This window comes from Cutibacterium avidum 44067 (assembly GCF_000367205.1).
In the GTDB taxonomy this organism is placed as follows: Bacteria; Actinomycetota; Actinomycetes; order Propionibacteriales; family Propionibacteriaceae; genus Cutibacterium; species Cutibacterium avidum.
The window spans coordinates 1,247,499-1,273,236 of the sequence record NC_021064.1 but is presented as its reverse complement, the minus strand read 5'-3'; the positions used below and the strand labels follow the sequence as shown (position 1 = coordinate 1,273,236).

Here is a 25,738-nt window from a genome sequence, read left to right as displayed (position 1 = left end):
CATTCACGATGAGTTCATTGCTTGGCCCTGACCTCATGGCGCCGGGTCCGCAAACCCTTTCCGACCTGGTGCCCGCCATGGGAAGGGTGTTGACGGGTCAGAGGTCGGCTGGGCTCGGCCTGCCCGAGGCGAGGCGTTACGTCTTCCTACTCGTCGACGGGATGGGGCGGGAGAACCTCGAGCAGTCCCGTCACTTGGCTCCCGCCCTGTCGGACATGCAGGTGTGCCATGACCTGACCTGCCAGGTTCCGTCGACGACGGCCACCTCGTTGAGCTGTATCGGTACAGGTGCCGTTCCCGGACGCCACGGCGTCGCCGGGTACACCTTCCGTGCTCCCTCCGGACAGGCCATGAACGCGTTGAGCTGGGCCAACGGAGACGACCCCGAGGTGGTCCAGCCCCACCCGACGGCCTTCGAAGACCTGGTGGCAGCGGGAGTGACGGTCAGCAGCGTCGGCCCGGCACGGTTCGAGAGGTCTGGGCTGACGCGAGCGAGCTTGCGGGGTCCGAGATTCGTGGCCGTTCGCAACGAGGACGACGTCGACGAGCGGGTCCGCAAGACCCTCGCCGCGTCTCAGGGCGGGGAGGTCTCTCTGACCTACGTCTACGAGCGTTCCCTGGACCATGTCGGCCACGGTGAGGGATGGCAGTCCGCTGCGTGGAGATCGCGTTTGATGTGGGTTGACGATCTCGTCGGGGCTCTCCTCGACGAGCTGGATCCCGGCACTGCGCTGGTGGTTACGGCAGATCACGGCATGATCGATGTGCCGCAGGACCACCGCGTCATGGTGGAGGACGAGGGAGGACTGCTCGCAGACGTCGATCTGCTGGCAGGGGAGCCGAGATTCCGCCACATCTACACCCGACGTCCCGACGAGGTCGCACAGCGTTGGCGACGGGTGCTCGGAGATCGTGCCCAGGTCGTGGTGGGTGATGACGCCGTCGACGCGGAACTCTTCGGGCCTGTCGATGAATCCACTCGATCCCGGTTCGGTGATGTGCTGGCGATCACCCGTGACGACTGGGCGATCATGAGCCGTGCCACCCCCAAGGAACTCTCCCTGGTCGGCATGCATGGTTCCCTGACCCCGCAAGAGATGAGGATTCCGTTGCTGGCGCAGGTCTGCGAGGGCTGAGGATGGCTGAGCTCGTCTTCCACACCGGGCCGATGGACTCCGGAAAGTCCACACTCGCGTTGCAGATGGACCACGCTCAGTCGGCCCATGACCGTCAGGGTGTCAGGTATGCCATGCACGATCGGTCCGGCGGTGCCCGCATCACCTCCCGAATCGGTCTGAGCGTCGAGGCCGTCGAGGTGACGGACTCCCTGGACCTCTACCAAGACGTCGTAGCGCGGTTGAGTCGCGGTGGGCGCATCGACTACCTCATCTGTGACGAGGCCCAGTTCTACCGTCCCGAACAGATTGATCAGCTCGCGCGGGTCGTCGACGACCTCGGGGTTGACGTCTACTGTTTCGGCATCCTCGCCGATTTCCGGACCGCGCTCTTCCCCGGATCCAAACGGCTCGTCGAGCTCGCCGACCGTGTCGTCCAGCCTCCCGTCTCGCCACTGTGTTGGTGCGGACGTCCTGCGACCCACAACGCCCGTATCGTCGGCGGCGTCATGGCGCGTGAGGGGGATCAGGTGGGCGTCGGCGACATCGGCGGCGGATCCGAGATCCACTACGAGGTGTTGTGTCGTCGTCATCACCGTCAGGGAATTACCGGAGAAATGTCCAAGGCGACCCTTTCGGAGCAAACCCTGCCCTTCGACGGCTGAGAGCCCCGAATGCCACGAGCCCGGCTGGACGGCGGGGCTCGTGTGGTTGTGAACGTCTCCGGCGGTCGTGACCTCTCACGCGTGGGGGGTGGGTCCTCCGAACATGATTTCGTCCCACGACGGGATCGACGCCCTCTTAGACTTGCGAGGCTTGCGCTTCTTGCGCGGCTGCTCGCCACCCTCGACGAGGGCATCCTGTCGGGGCTCGTCCTTGTCGGCAGGCTGGCTGTCCTTGGTGGACTTCGACCTGCGAGACGTCGCCCTGGTCGTCGGCTTCCTGGCAGGAGCGTCCGTCCCGGGCTCAGGCCTTTTCGGATCAGGAGCGGTGGGGGGATCTTCGGTTGTGTCCAAGGGAGCGTTCTCGTCCTGGAAGTCGTCGGTCTGGGACTCCTGCGTTGCGGCCTGTGATGCTTCCGACGTCTGGACTCCGGGGGCGGAATCGGCGTCGACCACCGGCGTCTCCAAGCCCTCATAAATGTTGACCGAGTCCTCCTGGAAGCCTGCCAGCATCTCGTAGAGCATGTCCATGTCGGCCGGGGATGAGGGGACGAAGTCATAGACCCCGTCGTGCTTGGTCATCCCGGCGACGGCATTGGGGTCGGCCGGCTGCTGCGGATGATTGCTCACTGCGCGAACGATGGCCAACTCGTCGTTGAGATCCAGCGTCGGCTCCTGATCGGGATCGGGAGCACCATCTGGCAACGGCTCAGCGGGAGCAGGGGACCGGTCGTTGACGAGCCAACGTGCACCGGCGTCCTCAGGGGAGGTGTGGCGTCCCTTGAGATCGAAGCGGAACATCGCTGCGCTCGGAGCTCCATCCTCGGTCTCGGGCCAGGTGGCCTCGAGGGCCCAGGTGCGATCCTCGTGGCGCCACGACCGCCAGGAGATCTTCTCATCGGGGATTGAATTGGCCTTGGCGACGCGGGAAATGACGGTCCCCAGGGTGCGGTGGGACCCGGCCGCGCCGGCGCGGCGAACCGGGCACGTCATGGCAACCTCGATGATGTGGTCCAACTCGGCGAGGACCGGTACGGCGAAGGGCTCCACCTGGTCGACGCCGACGCCCGCCTCTGCGGCCACCTCCTCGACAGTGGCCCCGGAACGGATCCGCGACTGAATCTCGCGGGGGCTCAGAGCGCTGTCCATCGTCCACCTTCCCTCCCGATCCCTTGTGGTCGGGGTTTGGCTGTGTGAGTCACCAACTTACTGCCTCCGGGCGTGATGGTACCGCCCGGATGCCCCGGCGCGCTGTCTGTCGACTTGACAGGTGTGATACACAAGGGTGCGAATGTTGTGCGGTCGCAGCTCGCAACGAGCGAGTTGGCGACGTCTCGAGTCCTTACTGGAAGGTGACCATGGCTACCGATTACGACGCTCCCCGCAAGACTGATGAGGAGGTCAGTGAGGACTCCATCGAGGAGCTCAAGAACCAGCGCAACGACAAGAACTCCGGAAAGGTCGACGAGGACGAGGTCGAGGCTGCTGAGGCTTTTGAGCTTCCCGGCGCTGACCTGTCCCATGAGGAGCTGACCGTTCGGGTGTTGCCTCGCCAGTCCGGCGAGTTCACCTGCGCGTCTTGCTTCCTCGTGAAGGGACGCTCCCAGCTGGCTGAGGAGCGTGACGGCCAGTTCTACTGCGTCGATTGCGTCTGATCCTCTCCCGACGTGAACGGACCCCCGCCACGTGGCGGGGGTCCGTTGTCGTTTGTGGGGTAGGGGGCTCAGTCGTCGTTCTTGTCCTTGAAGTCCTTGCCGGTGATGGGGTTGACCGAGCTGAACTTCATCCAGCGCTTGTTGACGAAGCGGTGCATCAGCAGCTGGGATCCGGCGATCCCGATGCCGCTGGCCAGCGCCCATGAGAGTGCTTTCGTGGTCGAGACCTCGGGGTCATCAGGCTGGGGAGTCTCGTCGTCGCCGGTGACGTACTTCCACACGCCTTCGACGACCTTCTGGCTAACGATGGTGGTGACGGCGCCGAGGGCACCGGCGTAGACCTTCCACAGGATCTTTTCTGGGATCATGACGTCATGATATTGCGTCATGGCCCGTCGACTAGGCTGTGACGGTGAATTCCCCCCATCCTGCTGGATCAGTCGTCTACTCCGAGAGACTCTGCGCTCCGCCTGCATGGTGGCTTATCGGAGCTGCCGTCGCGATCTCACTCATCGTGGCGATCGGTGCCTGGACGAGCCCAACCACGGGGATCATCGTCGCCGTCATCATCGTCGTGCTCGTCGTTGCTGCCTTCGTCGAGGCCGGACGGGTATGCATCGTCGTCACTGAGGACGGATTCGGTGCAGGACGGTCCTGGATCGAGTGGAGATGGGTCGATCGGGTTCGGGGCGTGGACGCAGGGACGATGGCATCCGTGATGCACTCCAGCCATCAGGTCGGATCGTTCCTCGTGACACGGCCCTGGATAAAGTCTGGGCTCGTGTTGAGGCTCGCTGATCCTGCAGACCCGCATCAGGCGTGGATCGTCAGTACTCGTCACCCCGACAAGTTGGCGGCGATCGTGTCCGAGTACGTGGTGGCGCCGGATTCTGCCGCTGTGTCCTCCCCGCCTGTTTCCAAGGATCCTTCTAGTGACTCTCGTGATGAGGAGGACAGCCGTGACTGACGTCATTGTCCCGACCGTGGCAGATTCGGAAGCCATGCCCCGCTATGCGATGCTCGGTGACGCCGGGGCCGATCTCACCTGCCGCCATGACGTGGACCTGGGGCCGGGGGAGCGGGCGATGGTCGAGACCGGTGTGCGTATCGCCCTGCCGGAGGGTTACGTCGGGCTGGTCAACCCGCGGTCAGGCCTGGCCGCGCGGCGCGGACTGTCGATTGTCAACGCTCCCGGGACCATCGACTCCGGGTACCGAGGACAGATCAAGGTGCTGCTCATCAACACTGATCCCAGGGAGTCCGTGCACCTTGATGCCGGGTCGCGAATAGCCCAGCTCGTCATCGTCCCGGTGGTGCAGGCAGTCTTCCAGCCGGTCGACGACCTGGACGAGACCGAACGCGGCCAAGGCGGATACGGGTCGACCGGCGTTTCTGGTGTGCGTCCCGCTGATGGTTAGACTGCATTTGTTGACACCACAGTGTCGGTCGAGGAAGGACACAATGTTCGGTCGCAAGAAGCGCAACGACGACGTCGAGACGGATGAGGACATCGACGAGGAGCTCGAAACCACCGAAGAGGCTCCCGACGACCCCGAGGTCGAGGAGACCACTGACGAGGACGAGCCCGGCGAGGAGAAGGACGCCTCCACCTACCGGATCAACCTCGACCGCGAGGATGGCCCCTTCGACATCGACGAGGTCGACCTCGACGCCGACGATGTCGAGCGCATCGACTTCGGTTCCCTCATCGTCACCCCGTTCGAGAACATGCAGATGCAGATCCAGTTGGACCAGGCCTCTGGTGCCGTGCAGAGCCTGCTCGTCGTTCAGGGGAACTCCGCCATCGAGGTGGCCCTCTTCGCTGCTCCTGCCTCGACCGTCATGATTGACGAGGTCCATGAGGAGATGGTCCGCGGCACCGCTGCTCAGGGTGGCGAGGCCAATGTCGGCCCAGGGCCGATGGGTGCCGAGCTTCGTCGTATCGTCCCGATGAAGGGACCGGACGGTGAGGATGGGTACCACGTGTCCCGCACCTGGTTGGCCCAGGGGCCGCGCTGGCTGCTGCGCGGTGTGCTGATGGGCGAGTCGGCTCTCGGCGAGAAGCTCGACGCCACCGGCCAGCTACTTCTGGAGTTCTTCTGCAACCTCGTGGTGCGTCGCGACGACAGTCCGCGTGTCCCCGGCGACGTCATCCCGCTGAAGGTTCCTGAGGGTCTGCACCCGGAGGAGTCCTGATCATGGCCGAAGGCACCGATACTCGCGCTCCCCGCGAGTCGATGCTTCGGCGGGTCCTGCACCGGGTCACGGCGTCCAACGAGGATCTTGCCGATGACGACTTGCAGCGCTCCAGCATTAATGCCGGGGTCTCGACCATTGCCGAGGCCAGGATGCGTTCCCGTGCGTCCCTCCAGGGGAGGATCGAGGTGCTGACCCTCAACCCTCGCGGAACGAATCGCTGGCTCGAGGCCGAGCTGCGCGACGGTACTGGTGCCGTGACGTTGATATGGATGGGTCGACGGCGCATCCCGGGGCTACGCGCTGGACGAAGGATCAGCGTCGAGGGGATGATCACCGAGGCGGATGGGCGCCGAGTGATCTACAACCCCAGGTACACCGTTCTTCCCGACTGAGTGGCAGTCCTCGACTAGGTGACAGCTTCAGCGAAGGATCTTGGGGTCTCCGGGCCTTCGCCGGGCCCCGGAATTCGTCTTCAGGCCGGGTGGCCCCAGCTCCCTTCGCTGACGCTTCTTCACCGCTCGGTGCCTGTTTCCCTGGCATGGCTGCCCGATTCCTGATCTCGTGTCTCCGTTTTTCATCTTCCTTCCGACCCGTGTTGGCCTCCCGCTCACCTCACGCGTTCACTCCGTCTTGGTGTGGTGATGCGGGTCCTGATGACTCCTGTTGTCGTGTGGGTTGGCAGCAGGGGCCGTCGTAACCGTTATTGCCACTACTTGGGCAAGGTGAGGTGCGGGGCGCGTGGGGTATTGCTGCTCTCCAGGCCAGCCATAGATTGTCGAGGCGTTCAACCCTGGTGGGGATCTGGGTGACAACCGGCCCTGATGCAACCACAGCTGACAGCAGCCTTATCCAGAACCGGGATTACCACGACGGAGGGGAACCGGGCACGAGGGGGAAAGAGAGAACACGAAGAGGAGCGCGGGACAACAGGGTGGGTGCTGCCTCACAGTTGCGGGATGCCCCACAAGAAGCCTCGGGGCGGTGAGAATCCGAATCAGCTGATCAGTGAGGTGCCAGCAGATCGACCAGATCGGGCTCGTAGTTCGGCGAGACCATGAAGAGCAGCTCATCGCCGGCCTCCAGGGCGGTCTCACGTTCCGGCGCACGCCCCTGACTATCACGGATGATGGCGACGAGAACTGCATCTCCGGGCATCGAGATGTCGCGGATGCGGTCACCCACACGCGGCGAGTTGTCAGGCAGGGTGAGCTCGACAAGGTTCGCGCGGCCCTTCTGGAAGGTGAACAGGCGGACTAACTCTCCGACGGTCACGGCCTCCTCCACCAGTGCCGCCATGAGCCGCGGGGTTGACACAGCAACATCGACTCCCCACACCTGGTCGAACATCCACTCGTTGCCGGGATGGTTGACACGGGCGACGGTCCGCGGCACGCCGAATTCGGTCTTGGCGAGCAGCGAATGGACCAGATTGACCTTGTCGTCGCCGGTGGCCGAGATGGCGATGTCACAGTTGTCGATGCGGGCCTCTTCGAGGGCCGCCAACTCGCAGGCGTCCGCGCACAGCCACTCGGCTTCCGGCACGGTGTCCGGCTTCATGGCCTTGGGATTCTTGTCGATGAGCAGGATCTGATGCCCATGAGCCGTGAGCTCACGGGCAATGGATCGACCGACGTTACCGGCTCCAACGATGACGATTCTCACGATTCTCCTTGCCTCGGGTGATCAGAGCGTTGTGTCTGGCACTCAACGCTTGACCGGCGGCTTGGCCAGCAGGCCCTCGATCTCGGTGATGCGCTCGACCTCGACGGCTGCGTAGACGACGTCTCCGTCCTGCAGCAGGGTGGCGTCGTCAGGAACCATGCCCTGACCGAACCGCAATAGGAAGGGCAGCGGGGTGTGGATGCGGTCCTGGATGGTGGAGATCTTCATCCCGACCCAGTCAGTGTGGGTGTTGACGCGGATGAGACGGACCTGACCGGACGGATCACGCCAGGCCGGCTCAGAACCCTCCGGCATGAGGCTTCGCAGCACCTGGTCGGCAGCCCAGCGCACGGTCGCGACCGTCGGGATCCCGAGCCGCTCGTACACCTCAGCACGTCCCTGGTCGTAAATGCGCGCCACGACGTTGTCGATTCCGAACTCTTCGCGGACCACGCGGGCGGCCAAGACGTTGGAGTTGTCGCCACTGGAGACGGCAGCGAATCCGTCAGCCTCGCGGACGCCGGCCTTCTCCAGCACAGAGCGGTCGAATCCGACCCCCTTGACCGTCCGCCCCTTGAAGTCGGGCCCAAGCCGGCGGAAGGCGTTGTCGTCAATGTCGATGACCGACACGTCGTGGCCACGCTTCTCCAACAGGATGGCCAAGCTCGAACCGACTCGGCCACATCCCATGATGACGATGTGCACGTGACCCCTCTCCTGGGTGGCGGTGGCACCCATCCGTGTCGTGGTTGTCGAGGCCATTCTGCCGCGTCCCGGTCTGCCTGTCTCGTCCGAGGGCGGTTGCTGACCTCACGGTCATGAGGGTACCGGCAATGTGCCGATGATGTTCTACGCAAGTAGAGTGGCCCGTCGTGAAGGTTTTCCAAGCCGTCAAGAGGGTGCTCATCGGGCGCAAACTCGAGAGCAGTGCTCTGGGCGAGACCCTCCTGCCGAAGCGGATCGCACTGCCGGTGTTCGCCTCTGACGCCCTCTCGAGCGTGGCGTACGCCCCTGACGAGATCCTCATCACCCTGTCGCTGGCAGGCGCTGCCGGATTCGCATTCTCGTGGAAGATCGGCATTGCCGTTGCCCTCGTCATGCTCATCGTCGTGATGAGCTACCGCCAGACGGTGCATGCGTACCCGTCCGGCGGTGGTGACTACGAGGTCGCGACAGCCAATCTCAGCCCGCAGTTCGGGCTCGTCGTGGCCTCCGCCCTGCTCGTCGACTACGTCCTGACGGTGGCTGTGTCGGTGTCGTCGGGCATTCAGAACGCCGAGGCGATGATCCCCGGCCTTGCCGGGCACGAAGGCGTCGCGGCTGCTGTCGTCATCGCGATTCTGACAGCCATGAACCTGCGTGGTGTCAGGGAGTCCGGAACCTTCTTCGCCGTGCCCACGTACGCCTTCATGATCTCAGTGATCTGCATGGTGATTTGGGGTTTGACAAGGGTTTTCGTCCTTGGAGACAGTCTGCGCGCTCCCACCGCCGATTACACGGCCGTCGGAGCGCCGAAGTACACCGGTCTCGTCGGTATCGCCTTCGTCATCCTCATGGCGCGTACCTTCTCCTCAGGCTGTGCCGCGCTGACCGGCGTCGAGGCCATCTCCAACGGTGTCCCATCCTTCCGCGAGCCGAAGTCGAAGAACGCCGCCACGACCTTGGCAATGCTCGGTGGAATCGCCGTCTCCATGCTCATGGGCATCCTCGTCCTGGCCAATGTCACGGGCGTCAAGATGTTCGACCCGACGGGGGAGTCCCGCCTCGTCGACACTCACGGAAATGTCGTCAAGGACCAAGTGACGGTCGTCGGCCAGCTCGCCCGAACCGTCTTCTACGACTCCTTCAAACCGGGCTTCTACATCATGATCGTCTGCACGATGATCATCCTGTTCTTGGCTGCCAACACTGCCTTCAACGGCTTCCCGGTGTTGGGTTCGATCCTCGCTCGTGACGGCTTCCTACCCCGTCGTCTGCACACCCGTGGCGATCGTCTGGCCTACTCCAACGGCATCCTGACGCTGGCCACCGGCGCCATCATCCTCGTGCTGGTCTTCAACGCCTCGGTGACTGCGCTGATCCAGTTGTACGTGGTCGGCGTCTTCATCTCCTTCACGGTGAGCCAGACCGGAATGATGCGCCACTGGACGCGGCTGCTGCGCACCGACGCCTCAGCCTCGGTCAAGGAGCGCCGCAGGTGGAAGCACTCGCGCGTCATCAACGGCATTGGCCTGGTGGGCACGGGCATCGTCCTGGTCATCATCCTGGCGTCGAAGTTCATTCATGGGGCCTACCTCGCGCTCATCGCGATGGCAGTTGTCTATGGCCTCATGACGGGGATCAAGAAGCACTACGACGCGGTGGCCGAGGAGCTGGAGCTCAACAGTCCGTCCGATCGCGCCCTGCCGTCGCGTGTGCACGCGGTCATCATGATCGCGGACCTCAACAAGCCGACGATGAGGGCCATTCAGTTCGCGAAGGCCACCGTGCCGACCTTCCTGGAGGCCGTCATCGTCGACGTCGATCCCGACGTCACGGACCGCCTGCTGGAGCGTTGGGACGAGGAGGACATCGACATCCCCCTCAAGGTCATTGCCTCCCCGTACCGCGAGATCACCAACCCGTTCATCGACCACATCCGTCATATCCGTAGTGAGAATCCGCGAGACATGGTCGAGGTGTTCATTCCTGAGTACGTCGTCGGTCACTGGTGGGAGCATCTCCTGCACAACCAGACGGCTCTCGTGGTGCGGGCGCGCCTGCACTTCATGCCCGGAGTTCTCATCTCCTCGGTGCCGTACCAGTTGTGCAGCTCGGCGATTCTGGAGAAGCGCTGGAAGCGCAACGATCCGCGATCGTGGCGGGATCCCAGCGCGACGATCACGCCGCGGCACTGACATCGGGATGCTTTCCTTGTGACGGCTTCGTGGTGATGATCACCACCAAGCTGTCACGGGTAGTGCCACAACGTCAGCTTCTCGCGAACGTGGCCTCGTCCACCCCTGATATTGCGGGGTTCGAGGCATATCAAGGCCTCAGCCGCACGGAAGTGACACCACTGGGGGCCTAGACTTGGCCTGATGCAGGAGTCTGTTGATGCGTCCCCCGCCGAGGAATTCGACCTCGTCATGGGCAAGGTCGCCCACGGTGGTTACTGCGTGGGGCATCTGGACGGCAGGGTCGTCTTCGTCCGCGGCTCATTGCCAGGGGAGAAGGTTCGGGTTCGATTGACCGACACCTCCAAGGCCTCGCACTGGTTCGGGCAGGCCGTCAAGGTCATTTCGCCTGATCCGCACCGCGTCGTCCCGCCGTGCCCCGTCGCGGGGATGTGTGGTGGCTGCGACTTCCAGCATGTCGACGTCGAGTTCCAGCGCGAGCTCAAGCGACGGGTCGTTGCCGAACAGCTCAGTCGCATCGCCGGCATCAAGTGGACTGGATCCGTGGAGACTGTCGACGGTTCCTCCGACGGTCTGGGCTGGCGGACCCGTATGCAATATTGCAGCCTCGATGGACGGCCGGCTCTGCGACGCCACCGCAGTCATGATGTGGTGAGAGTGCCTGAAGGTGGTTGCCCCATCGCGCATCCCGCTGGGCGTCCGGCTGCCGAGTCAGCGTGCCGCGCGGCCGACCAGGCGATTGTCATGGTGACTAGCTGCCTCACACAGGACCCGGAGGTGAGTGTCATCGCGGATGGGCAGCTCATCGCCGGCGGCGAGACGATGACGGCTCAGGTGGGTCAGCGGCGTTGGAAGGTTGGCGCCGGCGGCTTCTGGCAGGTCCACCCCGGGGCAGCTGAGGCGTTGGCCGACGCCGTGGTGGGTGGCCTGGATCCTCATCAGGGTGACGAGGCCCTGGATCTGTACTGCGGGGTTGGACTCTTCGCAGGTCTGCTCGCCGATCATGGCGTTCGCGTTCGTGGCATTGAGGTGTCGCGTCAGGCGGTGGCATTGGCACGACGAAATGTCCCCGGTGGGCGTTTCACTGCCGGGCGGGTGGAACGGGTCCTGCCGCGCATGAAGGCCAAGTCGAATCTCGTCGTGCTGGATCCCCCGCGCAAGGGGGCGGGCAAGGCTGTCGTCCAGGCCGTGACGCGAACGTCACCGCGAGCGATCGCACATGTCGCATGTGATCCGGCTGCGTTGGCCCGCGATCTGCACCTGTTCGACGTCGGCGGATATGTGCCGCGTTCGATCCGTGCGTTCGACGTCTTCCCGATGACTCATCATGTCGAGGCCGTGGCGATCCTGGAGCCGAAAAAAATCCGTCAAGAGTTACGCCTACGTTGACATCTCGCCGTCCGAGCTTGGCATGGGCGGCAAGGTGGCGAAGCCGACGTATGAGCAGATTAAGGATTATGTCCAGAAAACGCACGGCATGAAGGTCAGCTCCTTGTACGTTGCGCAGATGAAGGCCGAGTGCGGACTGGAAACGCAGGCCGATAGGTCGGGTGACAAGAAGCAACCGAAGTGCCCGCCCGAGAAGCGCGAGGCGATTCTGGACGCGTTCCGTCACTTCGGACTCATAGGAGAAGACGAAGCGGAGCAATAGAGGCCGTAATTTGCGTTCTAAGGCATTTTCAGCCCGTTGGGGTACTCTCTCCGGTACCCCTCGGGCTTTTTTCGTGCCTTAAAACGCCTCTGAAGCGGTCGTAGGATATTCGAGCGCCCATGTGCATCTCGCGTCCGCTCGATGCGAGGGGTAGCCGCCCTACGGGCGGCAGTCGGATGTGGGTGGACGTACAGAAGGGGTGCGGCATGGGTCTCGTTCCATTTTGCCGGTTGTTCGTTAATGTGGCTCTTCGGACTGGGGGTGGGGCGGGTAGTCGTGGCTCGGTGTGGTGAGGGGTCGGGGTCTTCGGCAGGGTCAGCAGCGACCAAACTCGCTGTTCCAAGAAGACCCCGACTGTGTGTGAGCCTACCGACTACTGCCCGCGTTGTGATGCCCTGATCGACCTGTCTGGTCTGCACGTGACCGCCGTCGAGCGCGCCCCGACACGATCACCGTGGAGGTGGAGTCCGCCCCTGGCGAGGGATTCTGTCCCGACTGCGGCGTTCTCGCGCGGTCTCACGGCCGCCGTGCTCGGGTCCTGCACGATGTTGCCTTCGGCGACACGGCGGTCGTGATTGTGTGGCGCACCCGCACGTGGCGTTGCGCCGAACCCTTGTGCGCCAAGGGCTCGTTGACCGAGCAAGACCCGGCGGTCGCCGCGCCCAGGGCCCTGTTGACCCGGCGCGCCATCGGGTGGGTCTTGGCGCAACTGCGCCGAGAGCACGCTTCGGTGCTGGGACTCGCACGCCAGCTCGGCATCGACTGGAAGACCGCGTGGAGGGCGATCAAACCGGTCCTCCAGGCCGCTGACGCCGACCCGTCCCGGTTCACCGGGGTCCGTCGTCTGGGGGTTGATGAACACGTCTGGCATCACAAGAACCCACGAACCCGGGGTCTGAAGATGCTCACCGGCATGGTCGACTTCACCCCCGCCGCTGACGGCACACCCCGAACCCGGCTGCTGGACCTGGTCCCGGGACGCTCGGGAACCGCCTACTCAGCCTGGCTCCAGGAACGCGGCCCTGACTGGTTGCGGCAGGTCGAGGTCGCCTCCCTGGACCCCTTCCGGGGCTACAAGAACGCCATCGACGAGCACCTCGACGACGCGACAGCGGTGCTGGACGCCTTCCACGTCGTCGCCCTCGCCACGAAAGCAGTCGACGAGGTCCGCCGCCGCGTCCAACAAGCCACCCTCGGCCACCGAGGCCGCACCGGCGACCCGCTGTTCGGGATCCAGACGATCCTCAAAGCCTCAGCAGAGAACCTGTCCGACAAGCAGAAACACCGCCTCGCCACAGCGATCGACGCCCACCAAGCGCATGAAGAGGTATTCATTGCCTGGCAAGCCGCGCAACGCGTCCGCGAGGTCTACCACGCAAACTCACCAGCCGAGGGCCGGGCTCTGGCCGAGCACCTCGTCGAGGCTCTGCCGACCTGCCCGATCCCCGAAATCGCGTGTCTGGGCCGGACCCTGAAACAGTGGCGCGACGCGTTCCTGGCCTACTTCGACACCGGGGGCGCGTCCAACGGCCCCACCGAAGCGATAAACGGCCTGATCGAACTCCACCACCGCATCGCCCGCGGCTTCCGCAACCGCGACAACTACCGCCTCCACTGCCTGCTCATCGCCGACGGCCTCGACACGTGACCCCCACCTCAAGTCCGAAGAGACATTAAAGGAGGCTAAGCTATGGCGAATATGTTCGAGAAATACGCTGCCGACCGCGAGGCCGAGCAGAAGAAGATAGAGAAGGCCGTCGTCGCCGACACGGCTACTGAAGAGAAGCGCACCACGCTCTCGCTGTCGCTCACGGTGAGCGATAAGAAGGCGCTCAAGGTGATGGCGGCTGAGAAGGAAACGACGATTTCCGCGATTATCCATGAGTGGATTCAGGAACATTCGGAAAACTGATTTGGAAGGAGTGGAATCTATGTTGACAAGAGAAGACGTAATGGAGAAGCTCAGGAGCGGCGAACTGACGCCGCAGGATATTGCTGCGAACGGATGGATGTGTTCTGTGACGCAGCGTATCGGCAAGATAAAGCAGCCGAGAGGCGGCTATATCAAACCGAAGGAGTTTGAGCAAACGATGCTCGACGGGGGCGGCATTGATGAACTGCATACAGAGGAAAACGTATCTCCGGGTTTGGTCGGCATTGCCGTGGACTATCTCACGCGTTTCATGTCCGGGACTTCGGCCGAAGATGCGTTTAAGATTTCCCAGATGGGTGCTGCTACTGTTCAACAGCTTGAGCTTTTTGAGAGACTGATATCTAATGTGCGCGGGCTGGATGACGACTCAATAGACGCGGCTGTAAAACTATCTGGGTTTGATTCTGCATATAGAGCAGGAATTATGGCATACCGCCCTGTAGAGGATATTACGCCTGATGGTTATACGATTGAGAACATACGCGTGATGGTCGAGCGTTCATTAGGGTTCTTCGAGCAGTATGGACCAAAGGTGTTGGACGGTATGACATTTGAAGGCGGCTATACCGGTTATGTTGCTACTGGAGACGGTGACTTTCTGACGGATGATACGTTGTGGGATTTCAAGGTTTCGAAGCAAAAACGTCAAAACAAATACACCCTCCAGTTGCTTATGTATTGGCGTATGGGACTTCATTCCATTCATCCTGAATATGAGAATGTGAAATACCTCGGTGTGTACAATCCGCGTATGAATGTTGTGTATCGGCTTGATGTGAATGACATTCCCGCAGATGTGATTTCGACAGTCGAGACCGAAGTTATCGGTTATTAACGACCGATAAAGCCCGTCGCTCTTGTGGGCGGCGGGCTTTATAATTAAATGCGTATTTACGCAATTCATCAATCAAAGGGGATTGTTATGAGCACAAATCAGAAATCACGGAAGGGAGTGGCACACAAAGCCAAGACCTGCTTCCTGTACGTTCGCGTCTCCACGAAGATGCAAGTGGAGAATGGCGAGTCAATCGAAGCGCAGCTCTACGACCTGCGCGCGTATGTGAAGCGTGAGAACCTGCGCGTATTGCACGAGTACATAGACGATGGCTACTCGGGCAAGAACATCACGGGGCGTCCTCACTTCCAAGAGATGATGGAAGAGATAAAATCCGGCGTCCACGTTGATTATGTCCTCGTGTTCAAGTTGAGCCGTTTCGGGCGTAACGCGGCAGATGCCCTCTCGTCGCTTCAGCTCATGCAGGACTTTGGCACGAACCTCGTCTATGTCAAGGACGGCATCAACAGCGAAGCCCAGATGGGCAAGATGATGATTGCGTTCATGTCGGCGTTTGCCGAGATGGAGCGCGAGAACATCCTCGTTCAGACGATGGCTGGGCGCGAGCAGAAGGCCCGCGAGGGAAAGTGGAATGGCGGACAAGCCCCCTATGGCTATAAGCTCGTCAAAGACGAGAAGGGCAAGGGGCATCTGGAAATCGACGAGTCCGAGGCGGAAATCGTCCGCATCATATTCCACGAGTACACCAAGAACGGCAAGGGCGTTATGGCGCTGGCGTCTTGGCTCAATGCGCAGGGGTACCGCAAGACGGTGCGCGGGAACGGACAATATGAGCATTTCGTCCCGGCGTTCCTGAAAAACGTGCTGCGCAACCCCGTGTATGCGGGAAAAATCGCCTTCGGGCGGCGCAGGACGACGCCCGTCAAGGGCAAGCGCAACGAGTACCGCGTTGTGAAGCAGTCTGATTATGACGTGTACGAGGGCGAGCACGAGGCAATCATCGACGAGGCGACGTGGAACGCGGCGCAGGAGCGCATGGCCGAGGAGTCCCATCCGTTCCCGGAGGCAAAGCCCGGCGAGCACGTGCATCTTCTCACGGGGATGCTCGTCTGCCCGGCGTGCGGGCGCAAGATGATTGCCAACATCTCGCGCGGGAAGCGCAAGAAGGACGGAACGGTCGGCAAGTCCACGTATGCGTACACCTGCAAGTACAGCAAGAAGCAGTTCGGGCCGAGCTGCACGTTCACCCGACAGTTCAAACAGGAGTACATCGACCGGGAGGTCATCGAGGTCATAGCCCGCGCGGCTTACTCCGATGTGTTCGAGGAGCGCGTGCGCGAGGGGCTTGATGCCGCCGTGGACATCGAGAAGCTGGAGGCGGACGTAGAGCGCATCGGCAAGGCGCTGGACAACAACAAGGCGGCAAGGCGCATGTTGTCACGCAAGCTCGATTCTCTGGACGCCTCCGACCGAAGCTACGAGCGCAAGTACGAGGACATGCAGGCGCGTCTCGACAAGCTCTATGAAGAGTGCACAGACATCGAGGTAGCGTTTGATGATGCCGAGGCGAAGCTGGAAAGCGCCAAGGAGAAGCAGGTGACGACGGCTCGCGTGTACGAGATGCTGGACGAGTTCCGTGAGCATTTCGACGAGTACGACCCCGCGCAGCAGAAGGAGATTCTGCGACAGGTGGTTGAGGGCATCGAGATAAATCCCGATGCGAACCCGAAGAAGGGCGACACGATTGTGACCAGAGTGCGCTTCAAGTGCCCCGTGTCCTTCTATCCCACGTTGCCCGAAGAGGCTTATGATTTGCTCGGCATCGAGGCGTTCAACCGTCTGGAAACGACGGAGTATGTGCCTGATGACAATTCTCGGGTTGACGAAGATACCGTTGAGGCCGTGGCGATCCTGGAGCCGAAGATCTGAGATGGCAGGTCCAGTTCCGATGTGTCCGCTGCGTCCGGGGGATCCTTGTAGTCTGTGCCAGCTTTACGTCACCGGCCCTCAGGACTGCGGGCTGGTATACCTCGTCATGGGTGATGACGCCCTGCGCAGCGAGCTCGCGAAGTCCAGGAAGGTGGCGCGTGAAAAGGAGAAGCAGAGCGCCCCGCCGCATGCGGTCGAAGTGACAGATGACGACGAGTTGGGGCCCGATCCCCGATCTGAGGGACTTGACTGATCCATACGATCTTGACTGATCCATACGATGAATCCTGTCCGGAACCACGATGTGCTGCAGGCTGGGGTGGTGACGCCGTGTTGCGGTGCTGACAGGGGCGTCTCCATGGCCACCACGACTGTATCCCGCCGCACCGTCCCAAAAAGGGTGCAGCGCGGGGCTCTGGTGCCATGAGCAAGTCGGATGGAGGCGTTCACCTTGAGCATGCCGGCGGGGCCTGATGATCCGGTGGGTTCATTCTACTTCTTAGTCAAGCCTAACTTGGGGGCCGTTTCACAACAAGATATCTTGACATCAAGATATCTTGTTCCGCCACGGTGGTGGAGCTCGACGCGAGATGATGAGATCCGCATCGACTAGTCAGGAGTCCACATGAGTGTCAACAGCTTCGACGCGAGACGAACCCTCGACGTCGACGGCCAGTCCTACGAGATCTACGACGTCACCAAGGTCGACGGTTCCGACAGCCTGCCGTACAGCCTCAAGGTCCTGCTCGAGAACCTGCTGCGCACCGAGGATGGTGCCAACATCACCGCCGAGCAGATCACCGACCTGGGACATTGGGACGCCGACGCCCAGCCGTCCAAGGAGATCCAGTTCACCCCGGCCCGCGTCATCATGCAGGACTTCACCGGCGTGCCCTGCATCGTCGACCTGGCCACCATGCGTGAGGCAGTCACCGATCTTGGTGGTGACCCCAGCAAGGTCAACCCGCTGTCACCCGCCGAGATGGTCATCGACCACTCCGTCATCGTCGAGCGCTTCGGCACCCCGGAGGCCTTCGAGCAGAACAAGGACATCGAGTACCAGCGCAACCGTGAGCGCTACCAGTTCCTGCGTTGGGGCCAGACCGCGTTCGAGAACTTCCGTGTCGTCCCGCCGGGCACCGGCATCGTCCACCAGGTCAACATCGAGCACCTCGCCCGCGTGACCTTCGTCCATGACGAGGACGGCAAGAAGGTCGCCTACCCGGACACCTGCGTCGGCACCGACTCCCACACCACCATGGTCAACGGTCTTGGCGTCGTCGGCTGGGGTGTGGGTGGCATCGAGGCCGAGGCCGCCATGCTCGGTCAGCCGGTTTCCATGCTGGTTCCGCGTGTCGTGGGCTTCAAGCTCTCCGGTGAGCTGCCTGACGGCGTCACCGCCACCGACCTCGTCCTGACGATCACCCAGATGCTTCGTGAGCACAAGGTCGTCGGCAAGTTCGTCGAGTTCTACGGCCCCGGCGTCGCCGCCGTGCCGCTTGCCAACCGCGCCACCCTGGGCAACATGAGCCCTGAGTACGGCTCGACCATCGCCGTCTTCCCGATCGACGACGTCACCCTGGACTACCTGCGCCTCACCGGTCGTGACGAGTCCCAGGTCAAACTCGTCGAGGCCTACGCCAATGCCCAGGGCATGTGGCACGACCCGGATCGCGAGCCCCGCTACTCCGAGTACATGGAGCTCGACCTCTCGACGGTCAAGCCGTCCATCGCCGGCCCGAAGCGTCCGCAGGACCGTATCCTCGTCTCCGAGGCGAAGGAGACCTTCGAGAAGACCGTTCCCGACTACACCACCAACCCGGGTGCTGTCATTCCGGTCAGCCTGGCCGATGGACGCTCCTTCGAGCTGCGCAACGGTGCCGTGACGGTTGCCGCCATCACCTCCTGCACCAACACCTCGAACCCGAGCGTCATGATCGCTGCCGGGCTGGTGGCCAAGAAGGCCCACGAACTGGGTCTATCGCCGAAGCCGTGGGTCAAGACCTCGTTGGCCCCGGGCTCCCAGGTTGTCACCGACTACTTTGAGCGAGCCGGACTCTCCGAGCACCTTGCTGCCATGGGATTCGACCTGGTCGGCTACGGCTGCACCACCTGTATCGGTAACACTGGTCCGCTCATCCCCGAGGTCTCGGCCGCCATCAACGAGAACGATCTGGCCGTCACGGCAGTCCTCTCCGGCAACCGTAACTTCGAGGGTCGCATCAGCCCCGACGTCAAGATGAACTACCTGGCCAGCCCACCGCTGGTGGTGATCTACTCGATCGCTGGCACCATGGACATCGATCTCAACAACGATGTGTTGGCCACCACCCCGGACGGCCGCGAGGTTCGTCTGGCCGATCTGTGGCCCTCCACCAAGGAGATCGAGGAGATCGTCGGATCGTCCATCTCCGCTGAGATGTACTCCGAGCGCTACGCCGACGTCTTCGACGGTGGCCCGCGTTGGAAGGAGCTGGAGACCCCCGAGGGTGAAACCTTCTCCTGGGATCCTGCCTCCACCTATGTCCGCAAGCTGCCGATCTTCGACGGTATGAAGGCTGAACCCGACCCGGTTGGTGACATCACCGATGCCCGCGTTCTGCTCAAGCTCGGCGACTCGGTCACCACCGATCACATCTCCCCGGCCGGAAATATCAAGACTGACTCCCCGGCGGGCCAGTGGCTTGCTGGCAACGGCGTCGAGCGTCGCGACTTCAACTCCTACGGATCCCGCCGTGGAAACCACGAGGTCATGATGCGTGGCACCTTCGCCAACATCCGCCTGCGCAACCAGCTGGCCCCGGGAACCGAGGGCGGCTTCACCCGCGACTTCACCAAGGTCGACGGCCCCGTCACCACGGTCTACGACGCCTCGGTGAGCTACCGCGAACAGGGCATCCCGCTGGTTGTCCTGGGTGGCAAGGAGTACGGTTCCGGATCTTCCCGTGACTGGGCCGCCAAGGGTACCCAGCTGCTGGGGGTCAAGGCCGTCATCACCGAGAGCTATGAGCGTATCCACCGCTCCAACCTCATCGGCATGGGCGTCCTGCCGCTGCAGTTCCCGGAGGGCGAGTCGGCTGATTCCCTCGGCCTGACCGGCGAGGAGACCTTCGAGATCACTGGCGTCGACAAGATCAACGAGATGATCCCGGAAACGGTCCACGTCAAGGCCGTCAACGGTGAGAAGGACGTTGAGTTCGACGCCGTCGTCCGCATCGACACCCCAGGAGAGCGCTCCTACTACCTCAACGGAGGCATCCTTCAATACGTGTTGAGGAACATGGCTCGTAACTGACACATGCGTTCAACCGGGGGCGGAAACCACGTGGTTCCCGCCCCCGGTCATCGTCTCCTGAGAAATCGCACCAGGGCAGGGGCGACGACGAAATGGTGGGTGCCCTCGAGACGCCCTGAAATCCGTGTGACAACCCTCACATCCCGTGACCCTCTGGTCACTACAGTGACGACAAACAGCGCTGAGAATCGCCGACGAGGGGAAACACCGATGGGACGACTCACCCGAATCGTGGTGACTGCACTGACCGGCGGAGCCTTGACACTGACGCCCATGGCAGCCCACGCCGCACCGGCCACTTCCGATGCCCCGACCAGTGACGTCGCGGCAGCCGTTCCGGAAATCCTCGGACAGGTCCATGACGCGCAGATCCATGACGCGCAGATCCATGACACCAGGGGCATCACCGTCACCTCCGTGACGAAGGTCTCGGGCTTGCAGCGCACTTGGCAGATCAATTACTCGACCCCGTCGATCGATCCCGCACAGACCTTTGATGGTCAGATGGCCATCCGCGTCACCCTGCCAGCTGGGTACGCCTCCCATCCCGACAAGCATTACCCGGTCCTCTACCTGCTTCCCGGCGGTGGAAGCGGTCGGGTCCGTGACTGGACCGACGAGTCGGGCAAGCAGGGCAGGGCAGAACAGATCACCGCCGATGCCGACCTCATCACGGTGACATTGGAGGGTGGCAAGGTCAGCTGGTACTCCGACTGGGCGAACCAGTCTCGCGGTGACGCCGACTGGTTGCATCACCATCTCGACGAGGTAATTCCCTTTGTCGACGCCACCTTCCGCACCGTGGCGTCAGGCAAGCATCGCGCCATTGCCGGCCTCTCCATGGGCGGTTACGGGGCTTACCACTACGCGATGGAGCATCCGGGGATGTTCTCCTCGGTCTCGGCCTACTCCGGTGCTGTCGACATCGAGAGCACCTCGGTGCGGGCCACCGTGGCCGAACAGCTCGTCACGAGTGGATATCAGCCTGACTCGGTCTGGGGCCCGATGGTGCGAACCAACAAGACACTCGTCGAGGCGAACCCGTCCAGTAGGGAGGGAGCCGACAACCTCGCCAGCATTCAGCGTGACGGCACCCGTCTGGCTTTGTATGCGGGCACTGGGTTGGGTACCGGCAATCCAGCTGCCATGGCCATCGAAACCGCTGTTGGAGCCAATACGACGGCTCTGCACGTGCGGCTCGCTGCTCGCCAGGTTCCCCATACCTACATCCGTTACACGACCCGCACTTACGGCGGTTTCAAGTGTGATGGCGGCCACGACTGGGGTTGCTGGAACGCTGATTTGAGTCAGGACCTGCCTCTCATCCTCAAGGCCGTGCGTGCCTGACTCCCCATGATCTGCCGGGCCCATCCTTTTTCTTCCGGGGCGGTGGTGAAGGATTGGCCCGGTACCGTCTCGTGCCGAACATTCGTGCATCCTGGCCCTCCCGGGACTTACCAGTTGTGAAGAAGGTAGCCAGATTGTGAGCGTGAGGCGAAACGGAACGCAAAGTGGGCCCGGCACCCTGGTGGCAGGTCCTAAGATGGCACGTATGGCTCTTCTCGACGACATCGGCTGCCCCGACGACGTGAGGAAACTCACCACCCAGCAGACCGAAGACCTCGCCGAAGAGATTCGTACCTTTCTCATCGACAATGTTTCGCGTACTGGCGGCCATTTGGGGCCGAACCTCGGCGTCGTCGAACTGACGATCGCACTCCACCGGGTCTTCGACTCACCTCATGACCCCATCATCTTTGACACCGGTCACCAGAGCTATGTCCACAAGATCCTGACCGGACGTGCTGCTGGCTTCGACAAGCTGCGTCAGCGCGGCGGATTGTCCGGATACCCGAGCCGGTCCGAGTCGGCTCATGACTGGGTGGAGAACTCGCACGCCTCCACCTCCTTGTCCTGGGCCGAGGGCATTGCCGAGGGATTCCTCTCGCGTGGCGAGGACCGCACGGTCGTCGCCGTCATCGGCGATGGTGCACTCACCGGTGGTATGGCCTGGGAAGCCCTGGACTCGATCGCGGATCAGCAGGATCTGCGTCTGGTCATCGTCGTCAATGACAACGGACGCTCCTACACCCCGACGGTGGGAGGTCTGGCCAACCAGCTCGCCATCATTCGCACCGATCCTCACTATGAGGAAGCCCTTGATCGTATGAAGCGGCATGTCACCGAGAAGCCGCTGGGCAAACAGGTCTTCGGTCTCATGCACGCGGCGAAGGCCGGCGTCAAGGACGCCCTCATCGGCAACGGGATCTTCTCGGACCTGGGAATCAAGTACCTCGGTCCGGTTGACGGCCATGACGTCTCATCCGTCGAGCGCGCCCTCGAACTGGCCAAGCGTTACGAGCATCCCGTCATCGTCCACGTCATGACGACGAAGGGCAAGGGATTCGCTGCCGCTGAGGCCAACGAGGAGGACCACTTCCACGCCGTCGGTCAGATCGACCCCAAGACGGGAGAATCCCTCAAGGCTGCCGGTGGCGCCTCGTGGACCCATGCCTTTGCCGGTGCCATGGTCGAGCTGGGGGAGAGACGTCCCGACGTCGTCGGCGTGACTGCTGCCATGCTCCACCCAGTCGGACTGGCCCCGTTTGCCGCCCGTCACCCGGAGCGGGTTCTCGACGTCGGCATTGCCGAGCAGCATGCGGTCACCGCGGCGGCTGGTATGGCCGCTGCCGGTCTTCACCCGGTCGTCGCCTTGTACTCGACCTTCCTCAACCGGGCCTTCGACCAGCTCCTCATGGATGCTGGTCTGCACCATGCCGGCGTGACGATCGTGCTGGATCGGGCTGGAATCACCGGCACCGACGGCGCCTCCCACAACGGCATGTGGGACATGGCGATCTGCGGGATCGTGCCCGGCCTTATGCTCTCGGCACCTCGTGACCGTCAGCATCTGATCTCGCTACTTGACGAGGCCGTCGACACTGATGACCGACCCACCGTCATCCGGTACTCGAAGGCTCCCATGCCTGACGACATCCCAGTGGTGTCCTCCCATGATGGCCTGGACGTCCTGCGCGAAGGACCGGAGGACGGCATCCTCGTCGTTGCCCATGGTCAGTTGTGCACTGATGCCTTGAAGGCAGCAGACAGTCTCGACGTCCCGGTGCGAGTGGTCAGCCCCCGCTGGTCCCTCCCGGTCTGCGAGGGTCTTCTCGAGGAGGCATCAAGGGCTCATGCCGTCATCAGTGTGGAGGACGGGTTGGTCGTCTCCGGACTCGGATCCCATCTGGCTGACGCCTTGTCAGAACGAGGTGTCTGGCGTCCGACCCGCAACCTCGGCATCCCGCAGCGCTACCTCGACCATGACTCGCGGTCGGCCATCATGGCTGAGCTGGGCCTGAATGCCGAGGGGATCGCTGAAGCGGTCGCTCAGCTGGCCTCCCAGCTCGACGCCCAGTGAGCTGACTCCTCTCAACCAGAGAGCCTGAGGTCGCGATCACAGCTCAGCCATGACCTCGCTGAGCAGACTCGCGAGGATCCCTCGCTGCCACGGACGGGCGCCCAAATCTGCGAAGAACGCATCGACCCCCGCGATGGAGAGGTCGTGCGGTGGCTGCCATGCGAATTGCCGCAACCATGCCGGGGTACAGAGGTTTTCCGGTGGGACGTCATGGTCAGCGGCCACCTCATTGACGGCCGGTCTGACCGCCGCCCAGCGGGCAGCCTCCTCAGGATGGTGACGCTCCCAGGAGCGGGGGTGGGGGATCGCTGAGGAATACTCGCGAAATGGCGGGTACTTCTTCGGCGAGACGCCACGAGCGTGGTCGATGGCGTCGACCCAGGTCTGATGATATTTCTTGGCCTGGCCGCGATGGAATCCCTTGGTGGACAAGATTTTCTCGACATCGACGTTGACGGTGCGGTCGCAGTGTTTTGCGGCTGCGACGAGGGCGTCGTCACGCAACAGCCTGCCCGGAGCAATGTCGAGGTCGTGGGCGAGGTTCTCGCGGGCCAGCCACAGGTCATGTGCCAGCTGCAGCCCAGCTCGGCTGTGAACGTTACCGATGTGGCTGATCCGGCGCCAACGGGACGCGTCGACACCCGGTTCCTCACTGGGTAGTTCAGCGGCCATCATGACGAGGTGGGCGAACTCCTGACGAGCCCATTCGTCCTTTCCAGCCTCCTGGAGGTCGGCTATGACCTTTTCTCGCACGTCGTTGAGGAGCTCGACATCCAGAGCGGCGTAGACGAGCCAGTCATGGGGGAGGGGACGTCGAGACCAGTCCGAGGCGGAATGTTCCTTGAGAAGGGTCACCCCGCAGTAGTGCTCGACCATCGATCCCAGGCCGACGCGAGGAAGGCCGAGAAGGCGTCCAGCCAACTCGGTGTCGAACAGGTCGTCAGGACGAAGACCGTCCATCGCCAGGCATGGTATGTCCTGGGTGGCGGCATGGAGGATCCACTGTGTCCCGGCGAGGGCATCGGCAAGAGGCTTCAAACCGTTCGTCTCGCCGAGGGAGACGGGATCGACGAGGTGAGTGCCAGACCCCTCACGGCGCAACTGGATGAGGTAGGCGCGCGGGTTGTAACGGAAACCATGGGCCCGCTCGGTGTCGATCGCGACGGGACCGTGGCCGTTCTGAAGCGCCTGGCACGTGTGGCGAAGAGCCTCGGGAGAAGCGACGACTGGCGGCACTCCTTCCCGAGGCTCTGCAAGGACGGGGAAATCGCTCACGCGAGTTTGGCCCGTCGTGGTGAGATCGCGGTGATCTCGTCAGGAATCGGGGAGACCCCACACGAGAGCAGGCAGAGGTCGCTCCACGATTCCGCGTGTGAATCGACGTCTTCGGCAGTCGAGAAGGTCGGCGTCCATGAAGCGCGCACCTCGATGTGATTCGACTCGGGGTCGGCAGCGAGCTGCCCGAATGGCCGACTGACGACTGAGGTGACGGTGCCGGCCTCGGCGTGACGGAGCGCGTGATGGGTGTCGAGGGAATCGGTCAGCCAGGACCATGCGACGTTGCCGACCAGGGGGTCAGAAGCCATCGACGGATCGACCTCGGCACGGATCATGGCAACGAATCGGCTCGTTCCCCGCCAGGCATCGGATCCCGAGGGGTTGTGGAGCAGGATGAGACGTCCGCTTCCGAGCTCGTCACCCTTGATGATGACGGATCCTTCGATCGCCACCGAGAACGGCGAGATGCGGGTAGGAGCGGGTATCTCGCGAACCTCGAGCTTGCTTGACCACGAATACTTGAGGATTCGGGAACGCAACTCCTCGAAATCCACCGGATACATCTGCCGAATCACCTTTTCAGGCTATGGGGATTGCCACCCCTGGTGCTCTCCGACGCGCCGCGCACCGCGGATAGATGCGGTCCTCATGGTTCAGGTTGAGGGTTTTCACCGTGAGGAGGTCGTCACTTGTCAGTTTCTGCAGGATCGAGATCGAGGCAGATCGAATTGATGCAGTACCTCAGGTCGGTCGGGGTGTCGAAGCCTTCACCGGCGAAAACGTGTCCGAGGTGGGAGTCGCATCGGGCACATCTGACCTCCGTCCGTGGGCGCCCCGGAAGGGACTCATCAGTGAGGTAACGAACTCGGTCCTCGGCCAGCGGCGCGTAAAAGGAAGGCCAACCGCAGCTGGACTGGAATTTATGGGTGGAGCGAAACAGCTCAGCCCCGCAGGCGCGACAGCGATAGACGCCCTCGGTAGTGGCGTCGGTGTATTCCCCCACGAAGGGAGCCTCGGTGCCCGCCTCCCGCAGCACGTGGTATTCCTCGTCGCTAAGACGCTGACGCCACTGATCGGGGGTCAGCACGAGACCCGGTTGCAGGTCTGGTGGGGTGGTGTTCTCGTTGGTCATGATCTCCTCCAGCCCGGCGCATCTCGCCGGTTCCGTGTTGAGTGAAACGGTAATTCGGATGTTGTCATTCCCGCGCCGAGTCCGCCGGGTCGCGGCAGGATGGAGGAGCAAGA

At 62.7% G+C, this 25,738-nt stretch carries 25 protein-coding genes; 18 read left to right on the top strand and 7 right to left on the bottom strand.

Annotated features, from left to right (window positions below):
- The first annotated feature begins 8 nt into the window (after positions 1 to 8).
- Entirely contained in the window at positions 9 to 1,136 is a 1,128-nt protein-coding gene (locus tag PALO_RS05830) for an alkaline phosphatase family protein (protein ID WP_015582796.1), read from the top strand.
- Entirely contained in the window at positions 1,133 to 1,780 is a 648-nt protein-coding gene (locus PALO_RS05825; RefSeq protein ID WP_036901796.1) for a thymidine kinase, read from the top strand. Before PALO_RS05830 ends, PALO_RS05825 begins: the two co-directional genes overlap by 4 nt.
- A gap of 75 nt (positions 1,781 to 1,855) precedes the next feature.
- Here the strand turns inward: PALO_RS05825 and sepH are convergent, their stop codons facing one another.
- On the bottom strand, positions 1,856 to 2,926 hold the full coding sequence (gene sepH / locus PALO_RS05820) for a septation protein SepH (protein ID WP_015582795.1): 1,071 nt from the start codon (positions 2,924 to 2,926) through the stop codon (positions 1,856 to 1,858).
- 209 nt (positions 2,927 to 3,135) lie between these two features.
- On the opposite strand from sepH, the gene PALO_RS05815 reads away from it, so the two are divergent.
- The gene (locus PALO_RS05815; protein ID WP_002513666.1) at positions 3,136 to 3,432 is read left to right on the top strand and encodes a DUF4193 domain-containing protein; all 297 of its coding nucleotides are present in this window, start codon (positions 3,136 to 3,138) and stop codon (positions 3,430 to 3,432) included.
- Between the two features lie 68 nt (positions 3,433 to 3,500).
- On the opposite strand, the gene PALO_RS05810 is transcribed toward PALO_RS05815, so the two are convergent.
- Positions 3,501 to 3,800 carry a DUF4235 domain-containing protein gene (locus tag PALO_RS05810; RefSeq protein WP_015582794.1) on the bottom strand — a complete coding sequence of 100 codons (300 nt, stop codon included), beginning with the start codon at positions 3,798 to 3,800 and terminating at the stop codon, positions 3,501 to 3,503.
- A gap of 38 nt (positions 3,801 to 3,838) precedes the next feature.
- Here PALO_RS05810 and PALO_RS05805 point away from each other — a divergent pair, with 38 nt between their 5' ends.
- Genes PALO_RS05805 through PALO_RS05790 form a run of 4 tightly spaced genes read left to right on the top strand, consistent with a single transcriptional unit; the run spans position 3,839 to position 6,023 of the window.
- A complete protein-coding gene (locus PALO_RS05805) occupies positions 3,839 to 4,399 on the top strand; it encodes a DUF3093 domain-containing protein (RefSeq protein WP_015582793.1) in 561 nt (186 codons plus the stop codon).
- Positions 4,392 to 4,850, top strand: coding sequence for a dUTP diphosphatase (dut, locus tag PALO_RS05800; RefSeq protein ID WP_015582792.1), 459 nt, complete (start codon positions 4,392 to 4,394; stop codon positions 4,848 to 4,850). The genes PALO_RS05805 and dut overlap by 8 nt, the downstream gene beginning before the upstream one ends.
- A gap of 43 nt (positions 4,851 to 4,893) precedes the next feature.
- Positions 4,894 to 5,628 carry a DUF3710 domain-containing protein gene (locus PALO_RS05795; RefSeq protein WP_004811487.1) on the top strand — a complete coding sequence of 245 codons (735 nt, stop codon included), beginning with the start codon at positions 4,894 to 4,896 and terminating at the stop codon, positions 5,626 to 5,628.
- A gap of 2 nt (positions 5,629 to 5,630) precedes the next feature.
- Positions 5,631 to 6,023, top strand: coding sequence for an OB-fold nucleic acid binding domain-containing protein (locus PALO_RS05790; RefSeq protein WP_015582791.1), 393 nt, complete (start codon positions 5,631 to 5,633; stop codon positions 6,021 to 6,023).
- A gap of 610 nt (positions 6,024 to 6,633) precedes the next feature.
- On the opposite strand, the gene PALO_RS05785 is transcribed toward PALO_RS05790, so the two are convergent.
- Complete coding sequence (locus PALO_RS05785; RefSeq protein WP_015582790.1) at positions 6,634 to 7,293, bottom strand: potassium channel family protein; 660 nt, start codon at positions 7,291 to 7,293, stop codon at positions 6,634 to 6,636.
- A 42-nt stretch (positions 7,294 to 7,335) separates the two neighbouring features.
- Positions 7,336 to 8,031, bottom strand: coding sequence for a potassium channel family protein (locus PALO_RS05780; protein WP_004811481.1), 696 nt, complete (start codon positions 8,029 to 8,031; stop codon positions 7,336 to 7,338).
- A gap of 134 nt (positions 8,032 to 8,165) precedes the next feature.
- On the opposite strand from PALO_RS05780, the gene PALO_RS05775 reads away from it, so the two are divergent.
- The 11 genes from PALO_RS05775 (at position 8,166) to dxs (ending at position 23,215) form a co-directional block, all read left to right on the top strand.
- On the top strand, positions 8,166 to 10,190 hold the full coding sequence (locus PALO_RS05775) for an APC family permease (protein WP_015582789.1): 2,025 nt from the start codon (positions 8,166 to 8,168) through the stop codon (positions 10,188 to 10,190).
- 183 nt (positions 10,191 to 10,373) lie between these two features.
- Positions 10,374 to 11,579: a class I SAM-dependent RNA methyltransferase gene (locus PALO_RS05770; protein ID WP_015582788.1), complete on the top strand. Its 1,206-nt coding sequence runs from the start codon at positions 10,374 to 10,376 to the stop codon at positions 11,577 to 11,579.
- A 22-nt stretch (positions 11,580 to 11,601) separates the two neighbouring features.
- Positions 11,602 to 11,841: a hypothetical protein gene (locus tag PALO_RS05765; RefSeq protein WP_015582787.1), complete on the top strand. Its 240-nt coding sequence runs from the start codon at positions 11,602 to 11,604 to the stop codon at positions 11,839 to 11,841.
- 454 nt (positions 11,842 to 12,295) lie between these two features.
- Positions 12,296 to 13,489, top strand: coding sequence for an ISL3 family transposase (locus PALO_RS05760; RefSeq protein ID WP_015582786.1), 1,194 nt, complete (start codon positions 12,296 to 12,298; stop codon positions 13,487 to 13,489).
- Between the two features lie 42 nt (positions 13,490 to 13,531).
- Positions 13,532 to 13,753, top strand: coding sequence for a hypothetical protein (locus tag PALO_RS05755; RefSeq protein WP_015582785.1), 222 nt, complete (start codon positions 13,532 to 13,534; stop codon positions 13,751 to 13,753).
- A 19-nt stretch (positions 13,754 to 13,772) separates the two neighbouring features.
- A complete protein-coding gene (locus tag PALO_RS05750; RefSeq protein ID WP_015582784.1) occupies positions 13,773 to 14,609 on the top strand; it encodes a hypothetical protein in 837 nt (278 codons plus the stop codon).
- A 117-nt stretch (positions 14,610 to 14,726) separates the two neighbouring features.
- Positions 14,727 to 16,499 (top strand): recombinase family protein, encoded by a 1,773-nt coding sequence (locus tag PALO_RS05745; protein WP_041710045.1) that lies wholly within the window; start codon positions 14,727 to 14,729, stop codon positions 16,497 to 16,499.
- Positions 16,426 to 16,752, top strand: a complete 327-nt coding sequence (locus PALO_RS11985; protein ID WP_320432724.1) for a DUF6767 domain-containing protein — start codon at positions 16,426 to 16,428, stop codon at positions 16,750 to 16,752. Before PALO_RS05745 ends, PALO_RS11985 begins: the two co-directional genes overlap by 74 nt.
- A gap of 372 nt (positions 16,753 to 17,124) precedes the next feature.
- Complete coding sequence (acnA, locus tag PALO_RS05740; protein ID WP_015582782.1) at positions 17,125 to 19,794, top strand: aconitate hydratase AcnA; 2,670 nt, start codon at positions 17,125 to 17,127, stop codon at positions 19,792 to 19,794.
- A 210-nt stretch (positions 19,795 to 20,004) separates the two neighbouring features.
- Positions 20,005 to 21,141, top strand: a complete 1,137-nt coding sequence (locus PALO_RS05735; RefSeq protein ID WP_015582781.1) for an alpha/beta hydrolase — start codon at positions 20,005 to 20,007, stop codon at positions 21,139 to 21,141.
- A gap of 205 nt (positions 21,142 to 21,346) precedes the next feature.
- The gene (gene dxs, locus PALO_RS05730) at positions 21,347 to 23,215 is read left to right on the top strand and encodes a 1-deoxy-D-xylulose-5-phosphate synthase (RefSeq protein WP_021108529.1); all 1,869 of its coding nucleotides are present in this window, start codon (positions 21,347 to 21,349) and stop codon (positions 23,213 to 23,215) included.
- 36 nt (positions 23,216 to 23,251) lie between these two features.
- On the opposite strand, the gene PALO_RS05725 is transcribed toward dxs, so the two are convergent.
- The 3 genes from PALO_RS05725 to msrB all read right to left on the bottom strand — a co-directional run bounded on the left by PALO_RS05725 (position 23,252) and on the right by msrB (position 25,625).
- Positions 23,252 to 24,490, bottom strand: a complete 1,239-nt coding sequence (locus PALO_RS05725) for a ribonuclease D (protein ID WP_015582779.1) — start codon at positions 24,488 to 24,490, stop codon at positions 23,252 to 23,254.
- Positions 24,487 to 25,056 (bottom strand): DUF3000 domain-containing protein, encoded by a 570-nt coding sequence (locus tag PALO_RS05720; protein ID WP_015582778.1) that lies wholly within the window; start codon positions 25,054 to 25,056, stop codon positions 24,487 to 24,489. The genes PALO_RS05725 and PALO_RS05720 overlap by 4 nt, the downstream gene beginning before the upstream one ends.
- Positions 25,057 to 25,178: 122 nt before the next feature.
- Entirely contained in the window at positions 25,179 to 25,625 is a 447-nt protein-coding gene (gene msrB / locus PALO_RS05715) for a peptide-methionine (R)-S-oxide reductase MsrB (protein WP_004811463.1), read from the bottom strand.
- Positions 25,626 to 25,738 lie beyond the last annotated feature (113 nt).